The following is a 12,050-nucleotide window of genomic DNA, read 5'->3' on the forward strand; positions in this document are numbered from 1 at the left end:
GCCGACTGCACCACCACGCCAAGACCACAGGACTGTGGCGAGCCATCATGCACGACGACCGATCGATCACCTGGACCAACACCACAACCGGCGAACAATTCACCACCTACCCGCGGCACTTCGAGAACTGAATGGTCAGGCGGGGAACAGACCGCGGTAGTGCTCGGCGATGTCGCCGGCGGTGGTGAACCAGACACCGTCGGCATTGGCCGTCATGTGTTCCAGCGCGGCCCGGAACCGACGCAGCCGGTAGGGCTGGCCGGTGAGGAACGTGTGCACCGAGATGGCCAGCACCACCGGTTGCTGCTGGGAGTTCTCCTTCAGTTCGTCGAAGGAGTCGACGATCATGGCCTCGAATTCCGTTGCCGTGCCGTGGTGGTGGACGAACACCGGCAGGTCGTTGACCTCGTGGGGATACGGGACGCTGAGCAGAGGCCCGCCATCGGTCGTCAGCCAGACGGGTTGATCGTCGATCGGCCAGTCCAGGGTGTAGGAGAACCCGCGCTCGGCGAGCAGGTCCTCGGTGACCCGACTCGGGTTCGCCCCCGGACTCATCCACCCCCGCGGCGCGCTGCCCTCGTGACGTTCGATGGCGCGGTACACCTCGTCGATGGCTCGGCGCTCGTCCTCGGGGTCCAGCTGGTTCGGCTGCACCGAGTTCGTCCGGCCGTGCGCGACGACGTCGGCGTCGAGTGCCCGGAACGCCGCGATGAGGTCGGGCGCGTGGTCATAGACCTCGGTGTTCACCAGCAGCGTCGGCCGGATACCCACCCGCTCCAACGTCTCCGCAACGCGGAACCCGCCGACGCGATTGCCGTATTCGCGCCACCCCCAGTTGTAGGTGTCGGGCTGGTCCATCCCGGGGGTGTAACCGAGACCGGTGGACCCGTCGTCGTAGGCGAAGTGCTCGCAGTTGACCGCGACATACACGGCCAGTCGGGCACCGCCGGGCCATGTGAACGGCGGACGCGAGGTGATCGCCGAATGAACGAACCGTCCGGGTGTCGGGAGCGCCATGACACCCATCATGCTCGCGATACCCTGCCACGGTGACTTCTCCCGACACGACCAGCGCAGACATGTCGACCGCGGTCCGACCGGATCGACGCGTCGTCGCCCGCGGACTGTTCGCCGGCACCACACCGGTCGCCAACGAGGCGCTCTACGCGATGGTGCACCGCGGGAGCGCCGGGCGTACGCGTTCGGAGCTACGCCTCGAGCGCGGTGCCCGCGCGGACATGAACACCTTCTTCGGCCGCTTCCCCGCCAGCTACTGGCAGCGGTGGACCACCGCGACCGCCGTCACGATCACCGCTCGCGTCGAGGCCTCGGCGCGTGCCCGGGTGGTGGTGATGGCATCCGACATCGGCGGGCATCACCGCATCGTCGACGCGACCGACGTGCACGGCACCCAGACGGTCTCCATGACCGCGCCACTCGCCGCGTTCGCCGACGGCGGCGCCCTCTGGCCGGCGTTCGAGGCCGTGGACGGCACGGCGCGGATCGACGGGGTCGAATGGTCGGTCGAGACGACCGCCACGCCGCGGCCGGTCTCCATCGCCATCTGCACCCACAACCGCGTGCTGCAGTGCGCCGAGACGGTCGCCGCCCTGGCGTCGGACCCGGTCGCGCTCGCCGACGTGGAGTCGGTGTGGGTCGTCGACCAGGGCGACTCCCCCGTCGAGGGGCACCCGCTGTTCGAGCAGGTCCGACCCGAGCTCGGCGACAAATTGCACTACCTGCGCCAGGCCAATCTCGGTGGGGCAGGCGGTTTCAGCCGTGGCCTGTACGAGGCCGCGCAGCGCTCCCCGCACGGCGACGTCATCCTCATGGACGACGACATCCTGTGTGAACCGGAGACCGTGCTGCGTCTCGGCGCGTTCGCCGCGATGACGGGCAACCCGTCCATCGTCGGTGCGCAGATGCTGTTCCTGCACAACCCGACCTACCTGCTCGCCTCCGCGGAGAAGGTCGACCTGGTGACCCTCCGTCGAGGGGTGACCGACGACAAGTTCGTGCAGCAGAACAAGAACATGCTCAAGAAGATCCCCGACCGGCGCGTGGAGGCCACCTACAACGGGTGGTGGACCTGCCTCATCCCGGCCGAGGTGCTCACCCGGATCGGGATGCCGCTACCGCTGTTCTTCCAGTGGGACGACGTCGAATACGGTCTGCGCGCCGCCCGCGCGGGCGTACCGACGATCACGCTGCCCGGCGCCGGGGTGTGGCACGCCGACTTCTACTGGAAGGACGTCGACGGGTTCGGGCACTACTTCGCCACCCGCAACGGCCTCATCACCGCGGCATTGCAACCCGGGTTCGCCCCCGACGCGGTCGCCAAGGAGATGGGTCGAGCCATCAGCCAGTCCATCGTCAGCATGCAGTACGGGTTGGCGCACACCCAGTTACGTGCGCTCGAGGACTTCCTGTCCGGGCCGACGATCCTCGACGACGGAGGCGCCGCCGCACTGCGCGACATCAACGCCGAACGCCGCCGTTTCGCCGACACCGTCGTGGTCCCGATGTCGTCGGTCCCCTCCTCGGTCCCGATCCGGCGCGCGGCCCCGCCGCCGAAGCCCGGATGGGAGAACGCCGTGCTGGCCAAACGTGCACTGGCCCACGCACGGGGACGTCTGATCGGTGGCCCCGTCGCGATCTCCTACGAGGACGCGAAATGGTGGCACGTCGGACAGTTCGACCACGTCTTCGTCACCGACGCCTCCCAGCACGGATGCCGCGAGCGTCGCTACCAGCGCGAGCTGGCCCGGGAGATGTCCGACCGCCTCGTTCGGATCACGCTGCGGTTCCGACGCGAGGCGCCCGCTGTCGCCGACGACTACCGGTCGGCGATGCCGCACCTGACCAGCATCGAGAACTGGGCACGCCTGTACGGGATCTGAGCCCTCAGCGGGCCAGCGCGTTCTCCCGCACGATCGCCTCGACGATCTCTCCGCTGCGCACGGCGATGTTCGACAGCAGCGACGACGTCAGTCCGTGTGTGTGCTCGGTACCGCCCTGCAGGTAGATCGCGCCCGGGATCTCGCGCGTCGTCTGCAGCCTGTAGTCGCGGTCGACCCCAGGGGTCAGTCCGTCGGCGACCAGGTCGCCGACGATCGCGTCCAGCGGCATCGGGGTGAACCCGGTCGCGTAGATGACCGCGTCGCAGTCGAGCACCTCGGTGGTGCGGGTCGGGTGGTGCTCCACCGTCACGCGAACGCCCGAGCCGGTCTCCTCGGCATTGCTGACACCCGACGCCCCGTGGAAGAACAGGCGCCGCTTCCCGGAGACCCGCTCGGCGTACTCCCGTGTGTAGAGCTCCTCGATGAGGGGCAGGTCGACGCAGGAGTAGTTGGTCGAACGGTGGTAATCGAGGAGTCGCCGACGCACCGGCTCGTCGGCGGCGTAGAAGTCGTCGACCGCGATCGGATCGAAAACGCGGTTGGCATAGGGGCTGTCGTCGGCCGGGCTGTACCCGTACTTGGCGAAGACCCCGTGCACCTCGGCGTCGGGATAGGTGCCGTGCAGGTGATCGGCGACCTCCGCAGCACTCTGCCCCGCGCCGACGACGACGAACCTGCGGTGGGTGAGCTCCGGCAGCTCGGCGAGCCTGGTCAACAGCTGGTGGTTGTGGAACTGGCGCACGGATTCGTCGACACCGTCGGGCAATTGCGCGTGCAGACCGCCGGCGAGGACGACCGATCGCGCATGCAGCGTCGTGCGGTCGGTCCCGTTCACGACGTCCACCGCGAGGTGATCGCCCTCGTCACGAACGGCCACCGCGCGGGTGCCGTAGTGCACGGTCGCCTCCACCGTCGACGCCGCCCAGGACAGGTAGTCGTGGAACTCGAGACGTGTGGGGAAGAACGTCTGGTGGTTGATGAACTCGGTCAGCCGACCACGCTCGGTGAGGTAGTTCAGGAAGCTGTAGCGGCTGCGCACGTTGCGCTGGGTCGCCAGATCCTTCAGGAAGGAGATCTGCATGGTGGTGCCGGGGATCAACATCCCGGTGTGCCAACCGAATTGCTGCTGGGATTCCACGAACTGCGCCGAGATCGCGCGGGAGTCCGGGTGCACCGCGTTGTACTCCTCGATGGCGATCGCGAGGCCGAGGTTCGACGGGCCGAAGCCGACGCCGACCACGTCGAGCACATTCTCCTCGCCGGACAGCGGGTCGGTCGCGTCGTTCATGGATGGAGCGTTCATCACCATCGACATCAGGCGCTCGCCCACTGATCGACCGCGCCGGGGACCGGCTGCGACGGATCGTTGCCGAGTGCGACGATCCGGTTGTCGGAGTCGACGTGCACCACGCGCGGCTCGTGCCCGGCGAGTTCGGATTCCTCGACCTCGCGAAACGACATGATGATCACGAGGTCACCTGGTCCGACGAGATGCGCTGCGGCACCGTTGATCCCGATGACGCCCGATCCGGCCGCGCCGGCGATCACGTAGGTGGACAACCGCGCACCGTTGGTGATGTCGACGACCTGGACCTGCTCGCCGTCGAGGATGTCCGCCGCGCGTATCAGATCGTGGTCGATCGTGATCGACCCGACATAGTGCAGGTCGGCCTGGGTCACCGTGGCACGGTGCACCTTGCCACCCAACATTGTTCGCCGCATCGATTGGCACTCCGCTCTGTTCGGGGCCGTCCGCGGTAGGCGGACGGAGTAACAAAGCGTAGGCTAACCTACTTAGATCGCCTCGACAACCAGGTGGTGACCGATCCCACGCCGTTCATGGCCGCGAAAACAACTGTGCACCTGTACTTTTCGTCGACCATGCAGCCGACAGCAGTACGTCCGACGGGTAGCGGGCGTCGAGCTGAGGTAATGCTACCCTAACGCAATGTCGATGAACATGTTCTCTGCGCGCGGTCGCCGCGCCCTGTCTCTCGTCGCAGCCGTCGTGCTGGGCGTGGGCCTTCTCGCCGCCTGTGGCAGCTCCGATGACGACACCGCGGCGTCGGGGTCCACGATCGCGGTCGAAGGCAAATTCGGCACCACCCAGGTGCCCAAGGACCCCAAGCGCGTCGTGACGGTCGGATACAACGACCAGGACTTCACGCTCGCCCTCGGAGTGGTGCCGGTCCAGACGCGCGCCTTCTTCGATTCCTACAACGAGCTGCCGTGGGTCAAGGCGGCGACCGGCGGCAAGGGTGTCCCGTCGATGGCCGGCGATTCGATCAACCTCGAGGAGATCGCCAAGGCCAAGCCCGACGTCATCTTCGCGATCTACGAGACCATCGATCAGAAGACCTACGACCAACTGTCGAAGATCGCACCGACGGTCATCCAGTCCAGTCAGTACAAGGACGAGGAGACCCCCTGGGACGTGCAGCTGCTCACCACCGGCAAGGCGCTGGGCAAGGAGCCGCAGGCGCAGGCCCTGGTCGACCAGGTGAAGGCAAAGATCGACGAGGCCAAGGCCGCGCACCCGGAGTTCGCGGGCAAGACGCTCGTCGTCGACTACGGCCCGGAGAACGGTGGTCACTACCTGATCGGGAAGAACGATCCCCGTCGCGCGCTGTTCGACGGTCTCGGGTTCAACGCCCAGGACACCGTGGGTGACGTCTCGGAGGAGAAGCTGTCGCTGCTCGACCGCGACGTCCTGTTCGTCGAGGGTGCGACCAAGTCGCAGATGGCCGCCTCGCCCGCGTTCACACGCCTCGACGTGGTGCGCGACGACAAGACGCTGTACACGACCTTCGACTCGCCGCTGGCCGGTGCGCTGTCCTACAGCGGCCCCAACGCGCTGCTCTACGCGATCAACGTCGTCGTCCCGCAGCTGAGCAACGCACTCTCCGGCAAGCCGGTCGCCGATCTCGCGACCGCATGACCCGGTAACCACCACCAGAACGCACGCAAAGAGCGCCGGCCCGATTCCATGGGCCGGCGCTCTTCGTGTTCCCAGCGCTTGTGTGTCAGCGTCCGAGCAGCCCGACGATGATCTCGACGGCGGGCGCGGTGAGCATCTGCGAGTGCGGGACGTCGACGTCGATCACCTCGAGGGTGGGCACCGCCGACCGCCACCCCGATGCCGAACTCCCGTCGAACCCGTCCTCGAGGACCGTCGACTGCAGGAACGTCACCGGCCCGGCGACGGGATCGGAGATCGAATACGCCTGCGCTGCTTCGGCGATGATCCGGTCGCTGTCGAGATAGGTGTCGATCACCGAGCGAACGGCATCGGCACCGAGCGAGGCGAGGAAGTCGTCGTGGTCGGCCAGCAGACGTACGGCGGTGTGCATCGTGACCGGTTCGTCGGCGGGCACGGCGATCCCGAGCTCACGCAGCAGCGTTGCGAGGTGGTGATCGTCCTGCACAACGCCATCGGGCCGGTACGCGTCGAGCACGATCAGCGGTTCGACGGTGTACCCGCGGCGTCGGAGGGTGTCGACGAGGGCGACGGCGACGACACCGCCGAATGACCAGCCCACCAGGGCGATACGGGTGCCGACACCGAGCTCGTCGACGCGGTCGCAGTAGTCGGCGACGACCTCGTCGAACGGTCGCCCGATCACCGACGCGTCGGTCAGCGACCTCGACTGCAGCCCGATCACCGGGACCCGCGGCCCAAGGGCCCGCGCCAGTCCGGCGTACTCCCAGCACATCCCGCTCGCCGGGGGCAGACAGATGACCGGCGTCGCATGGGCCGCACCTGCGTCGGTCGACCCTGGGTCGGTCCCCCACCGGATGACCGGATCGAGGGCGTCGCCGGTGGACCGGGTCGCAGGATCGTCGATCCGGGCGGCGAGCGCTCCGACCGTGCTGAGGCCGAACAGTTCTCGGACCTCGATGCGCTGACCGAACCGCTCACCGACGGCCTCGGCGAGACGGACCAGCAGGAGCGAATGGCCACCGAGGGCGAAGAAGTCGGCGTGTTCGTCGGTGGCAGCCGGGGAGCCGAGGATCTGACCGAAGAGCTCGGCAACCGCTCGCTCGGTGGCTGTCAGGTCGGCTGCGGTGGCACCATCGGCGACCGTATCCGTCGGCGCCGGGAGCGCATTCCGGTCGACCTTGCCGTTGGGGGTCAGCGGCAACGCGTCGAGGACCTCGATGCGCGCCGGGACCATGTGCCCGGGCAGCGACGACCCCAGCCGGGTGCGCAGTGCGCTCTCGACGAGACCGGTACCGACCGCGTAGCCGACGAGGCGCAGCCCGACTCCTGGGTGGTCGTCGGCGACGACCACGGCGTCGGTGACCCCTTCGATCCGCCGAATCGCCGCGGCGACCTCGTCGGGCTCGATCCGGTGACCGCGGATCTTGACCTGGTGATCCGACCGGCCCCGATATTCGAGGATGCCGTCGCGACGAGCCCGGACCACGTCACCGGTGCGGTACATCCGCGTGCCGTCGGCGGCGAACGGGTCGGCGACAAACCGCTCTGACGTCAGGCCGAAACGGTCGTGGTAGCCCCGGGCCACCTGCGCGCCGGCCAGATACAGCTCACCGGTGACACCCACCGGCACGGGGCGCAGGTCGGAGTCGAGCACGTGTCCGGTCACGGTGTGCCACGGCGATCCGATCGGCGGCCGGACGGCCGACTCCGCGTCGATCGGTGCCGACGTGGCCCAGACCGTGACCTCGGTGGGCCCGTACATGTTGCTCACCTGCGCGGCCCGCCGCACCAGTTCGCCTGCCAGGTCGGATGGCAACGCCTCGCCGCCGACGGCGACGCGGACCCCGGAGAGGTCGGTGGCCCGGCCGTCGGGGTCGCGGTGTCGGGTCACCATCGCCCACAGCGACGGGGTGGCCTGCGCGACGGTCACGTCGTGCGATGCGATCAACTCGCCGAGCCGCCCGGGATCAGCGGCCTGTGACGCATCGGCCAGCACGACGGCGGCGCCGACGGTCAGCGGGACGATCAGCTCGAGCACCGCGATGTCGAACGACACCGTGGTGACGGCGAGAACGACGTCGTCCGCCCCGATCGGGAACGCCCGGTCCAGCCCGGCCCGGAAGGTGTCCAACGCCCGGTGGGTGATGGTGACGCCCTTGGGCTTGCCGGTGGAACCCGACGTGTAGATCAGATACGCGGCCAGGTCCGGTGCGGGTGCCGACTCGGGCGTCGCGGCAGGCTCGGGGTCCGCGACGGACGCCCAGTCGTCGTCGTCCACCCTCCGCACCGGGGCCGACGACCACCTGAGGTCGGCGTGCCCGTCGGTGAGCACGAGCACCGGGGCGGCGTCGTCGACGATGTAGGCCAACCGGTCGGTGGGCAGCGTCAGGTCCAACGGCAGGTACGCCGCGTGCAGTCGGTGCACGGCGGCCATCGCGGCCACGAGATCGGGGGTGCGGTCGATGGCGAGCGCGACGACTGTCTCCGTCCCGACCCCGGCCTGCGCCAGTCGCGCGGCGATGACCCGGCTGCGTTCGGCGAGCGCACCGTAGGACACGCTCGCTCCCCCGGCGAGAACGGCCGGCGTGCGCGGGCTGCGGGCCGCGTGGTCGTCGAGTTCGGCGTACCAGCGGGTGGGCGTCGCGACCGGTTCGACCGGGACGGGCGCCGACGGCGTCACACCGAGGTCGGCGACTCCGAGGTCCGGACTGATTGCGGCGGTGTCGATCACCCGGGTCAGGCAGTCGGTGAGTTCACGCATCGTCGCCTCGAGGTAGCGCGACGAGTCGTATTCGACGACCACCTCGATCTGTCCCCCGGGACCGTGGTCGATGCAGGTCACGTTGAGGTCGACCTTGGCCTGCGCGGGCGTGACGTCGACATCGCCGGTGGCGAGACCGAACATCTCGGTCGCCCCGTCGGATCCGTTCTCGCCGGATTCGCCTCCGTCGGCCTGCCTGCGGAAGTATCCGAGCATCACCGCGAACAGCGGGTTGCGGCCCGGCGATCGGACCGGGTTGAGCGCTCCGACCACGTCGGCGAACGGCACGTCGGAATGGTCGAGGGCCGCGAGATCGACTGTGCGCACTCGGGTCAGCAACTCGTCGAACGTGGGTCGGCCGGACAGATCGGTCCGCAGGACGACGGTGTTGGCGAAGAACCCGACGAGGTCGGCCAGCGCGGCCTCGGTACGCCCGGACTGCGGACTGCCGATGACGACATCGTCACCGACGCCGAACCGCCGCAGTGTGACCGCGAGCGCCGCGTGCAGCGCCATGAACACCGTCGCTCCGGCACCCCCGGCCACCGACCGCAACCGCTCGGCGGTCGCGGCGTCGACACGTCTGGACACCTCGTCCGCACGGCCGGGGTGCGTTGAAGTGAGGTCAGCAGCGACGGTGACCTCGGGTGGGAGATCGGCCAGTTGCGTTCGCCAGTAATCGATCTGGGTGGAGTGCGCGCTCGACTCGTCTGCCGGGTCGCCGAGCCGTTCACGGGCCCACTGCGCGTAGTCACCGTAGGTGACCTCGATGTCGTCGAGTGCCGCAGCGGAATTCGCGCCGGTGGGATCCGCGGCCGCTCGGTAGGCACGGTCGAGATCGCCGAGCAGGACCGCGTCGGACCACTCGTCGGCCACCAGGTGATGCAGGCACAACAGCACCACCGAGTCGTTCCCGATCTCGAGCAGAGTCACTCGGATCGGCAGGTCGACGGTGGGGTCGATGGGTCGGGACAGCTCCGCCGCGATGACGTCGTCGAGGGCGGACTCGTCCACCTGCTCGACCTCGAACACGAGTTCCGCGTCGACCACCGGCGCATCGAGAACCTCGGCGACGACGTGTCCGTCACGCTCGACGTATCGGGTGCGCAGCGGTTCGTGCCTGTCGACGACCGCGAGCAGTGCGGCGCGCAGCGCGTCGGCGTCGAGGTGCCCGTGCACGCGGACCGCCAGCGGATACAGGTACGACGTCGATGTCGGGTCGATCCGCGACATCACGAACAGCTGTTGCTGCGGTGGTGCCAGCGGCGCCGGTCCGGTGTCGGTGCGCGGGACGAGTGGCCGCGCGCTGTCCGCAGCATCCGAGTCGGGCGCAGAGATACGCCGGGACAACGCCTCCGGCGACGGGGCGTCGAACAGGTCGCGCACCCGCAGCGCCGAGCCGAAGCGGTCGTTGATCAGGCCGAGCAGGCGGGTGGCCAGCAGCGAGTGACCGCCGAGGGCGAAGAAGTCGTCCTGCACGCCCACGTCCGCCACGTCGACGGCCACTGCGAACAGTTCGCACAGCGCACGCTCGGTGTCGTCGGCGGCGGCGCGCGACCGGGTGGAGATGACCTCCGGTTCCGGCAGCGATGCGACGTCGAGCTTGCCGTTGATGGTCAACGGCAGCGCGTCGACGACCGCGTACGCCGACGGGACGAGATAACCGGGCAGGGTCGCCGCGAGGCCGGCACGTACGTGGGCGAGGAGGTCGTCCTCGGGGTGCGTTCCGTCGCCGATCACGTAGGCGACGAGCCGCTTCGTCCCGGAGTCGTCAGCGGCCGCGATCACCGATCCGCCGGTCACACCGGGCAGCGTCAACATCACCGCGGTCACCTCACCGGGTTCGACGCGGTGGCCACGGATCTTCACCTGGTCGTCGGTGCGGCCGAGGTAGTCGATGAGACCGTCCGGGCGCCGGCGGACGAGGTCGCCGGTGCGGTACATCCGCTCACCGGTGCCCGTGATGTCGGCGACGAAGGCGGCCGCGGTGAGTCGGGGTTGCGCCAGGTAGCACCGGGCGAGACCGGCTCCGCGGATGTACAACTCGCCGCTGACGCCGTCGGGGACCGGTCGCATCCACCCGTCCAGGATGGAGCAGGTGGTGTTGGTGATGGGGCTGCCCACCGCCGACCGATCCGAGTCGTCCGTCCCGACGCCGAGCGTGTTGATGGTGTACTCGGTGGGCCCGTAGAGGTTGTAGCCCAACAGATCCGGGGTGTCCCGCAGCGCGGTCCACAGGCTGTCCGACACCGCCTCGCCGCCGAGCAGGACCAGCTTCGGGCGGCCGGCCCCCTCCAGCAGTCCCTGTTCGAGGAGCTGGGTGGCGTAGGTGGGGGTGACGTTGATGACGTCGACACCGTGGTCGCGGCAGTAGGCGACCAGCGCGACCGAGTCGCGCCGCAGGTCCTCGTCGCAGATGTGCACGTGGTGGCCCTCGACGAGCCAGAGCAGTTCCTCCCAGCTCATGTCGAACGCGAACGAGACCGTGTGCGCGATGGTGAGTGTCGCGCCACCGGCGGCGGTGTTGTCCGGGCCGTTCGCGGCCGCGATGACCGGCGCAAAGATCTCGGCGCGGTGGTTGATCTGCATGTTGGTCAGGCCGCGGTACCCGGTCACCACGCCCTTGGGCTTGCCGGTGGATCCGGAGGTGTAGATGACGTAGGCGGGGTGATCGAGGCGCAGATCGTTCCCGGGCGCGAATGAGCCGAGTTCCGCGGCGCCGAGCGGGTCAGCGGCGTGGTCGGTGGCCTCGGAGATGGCGACGGTTGCCGCACCGTCGATCCGTGACCGGGTGTCCTCGGTGACGAGGACGAGCAGCGGCGTCGCATCGCCGACGAGATCGGCGATGCGCTCGTCGGGTGCCGACAGGTCGAGCGGCAGATAGGCCGCGCCCACCGACAGCACCGCGAACAGACCGACGACCATGTCGACCGACCGCGGCAATGCGAGGCCGATGATCTGTTCGGGGCCCGCGCCGTGGTCCAGCAACAGTCGGGCGGTGCGGTTGACCCGCTCGGCGAGTTCGCGGTAATCGATGTGCTCGTCGCCCTGGGTCAGTGCCGGTGCATCGGGAGTCCGCTGCGCCTGTTCGGCGAGCATCTCGGCGATGGTCACGTCGTCGATGTCGACGGTGCGCCCCGCGATCTCGGCGCGCGCCCCATCGGTCGGTGCGGTGAGCGCGGTGACACCGCGATCGACGTCGTGCGACGCGGCGAGCAGGATGGCCCGCAGTTCGTCGAGCAGACCGTGGGCCTCGGTGGCGTCGAGCACGTCGGGGCGGTACTCGAGTTTCAGCCAGAGGCGACGGCCGGGCATGGCCACCCAGGTGAGCGGGTAGTGGGTGGCGTCGACCGCTTCGACGCCGGTGATCCCCTGCGCCCGTTCGAGATCGGTGAACGTGTCGTCGCCGAGGAAGTTCTGCAGCACGTAGAGGCTGTCGAACAGCGCG

Annotated in this window: 6 protein-coding genes; 2 read left to right on the top strand and 4 right to left on the bottom strand. The window is 68.9% G+C overall.

Annotation, left to right across the window (positions count from 1 at the left end):
* Positions 1-135: 135 nt before the first annotated feature.
* The gene (locus JHC79_RS05365; protein WP_296389083.1) at positions 136-1,017 is read right to left on the bottom strand and encodes a polysaccharide deacetylase family protein; all 882 of its coding nucleotides are present in this window, start codon (positions 1,015-1,017) and stop codon (positions 136-138) included.
* A gap of 32 nt (positions 1,018-1,049) precedes the next feature.
* Here JHC79_RS05365 and JHC79_RS05370 point away from each other — a divergent pair, with 32 nt between their 5' ends.
* Positions 1,050-2,900 carry a glycosyltransferase gene (locus tag JHC79_RS05370; protein WP_366782312.1) on the top strand — a complete coding sequence of 617 codons (1,851 nt, stop codon included), beginning with the start codon at positions 1,050-1,052 and terminating at the stop codon, positions 2,898-2,900.
* A gap of 4 nt (positions 2,901-2,904) precedes the next feature.
* Here JHC79_RS05370 and JHC79_RS05375 read toward each other — a convergent pair whose 3' ends face one another.
* Both JHC79_RS05375 and panD read right to left on the bottom strand, forming a co-directional pair.
* A complete protein-coding gene (locus JHC79_RS05375; RefSeq protein WP_296389085.1) occupies positions 2,905-4,188 on the bottom strand; it encodes a SidA/IucD/PvdA family monooxygenase in 1,284 nt (427 codons plus the stop codon).
* 26 nt (positions 4,189-4,214) lie between these two features.
* Positions 4,215-4,622 carry an aspartate 1-decarboxylase gene (gene panD / locus JHC79_RS05380; protein ID WP_296389086.1) on the bottom strand — a complete coding sequence of 136 codons (408 nt, stop codon included), beginning with the start codon at positions 4,620-4,622 and terminating at the stop codon, positions 4,215-4,217.
* A gap of 226 nt (positions 4,623-4,848) precedes the next feature.
* Between panD and JHC79_RS05385 the strand changes: the two genes are divergently transcribed.
* The gene (locus tag JHC79_RS05385; RefSeq protein ID WP_296389088.1) at positions 4,849-5,838 is read left to right on the top strand and encodes an ABC transporter substrate-binding protein; all 990 of its coding nucleotides are present in this window, start codon (positions 4,849-4,851) and stop codon (positions 5,836-5,838) included.
* 85 nt (positions 5,839-5,923) lie between these two features.
* On the opposite strand, the gene JHC79_RS05390 is transcribed toward JHC79_RS05385, so the two are convergent.
* Positions 5,924-12,028: a non-ribosomal peptide synthetase gene (locus tag JHC79_RS05390; RefSeq protein ID WP_296389089.1), complete on the bottom strand. Its 6,105-nt coding sequence runs from the start codon at positions 12,026-12,028 to the stop codon at positions 5,924-5,926.
* Positions 12,029-12,050: the final 22 nt, after the last annotated feature.

The sequence above is a fragment of the Williamsia sp. genome (genome assembly GCF_016462415.1).
Classification (GTDB): domain Bacteria; phylum Actinomycetota; class Actinomycetes; order Mycobacteriales; family Mycobacteriaceae; genus Williamsia_A.

Excerpts from the sequence above, each read along its gene's own strand:
- JHC79_RS05385 (WP_296389088.1), top strand. The coding sequence starts at position 4,849 with ATGTCGATGAACATGTTCTCTGCGCGCGGTCGCCGCGCCCTGTCTCTC.
- panD (WP_296389086.1), bottom strand. The coding sequence starts at position 4,622 with ATGCGGCGAACAATGTTGGGTGGCAAGGTGCACCGTGCCACGGTGACC.
- JHC79_RS05375 (WP_296389085.1), bottom strand. The coding sequence starts at position 4,188 with ATGAACGACGCGACCGACCCGCTGTCCGGCGAGGAGAATGTGCTCGAC.
- JHC79_RS05365 (WP_296389083.1), bottom strand. The coding sequence starts at position 1,017 with ATGGCGCTCCCGACACCCGGACGGTTCGTTCATTCGGCGATCACCTCG.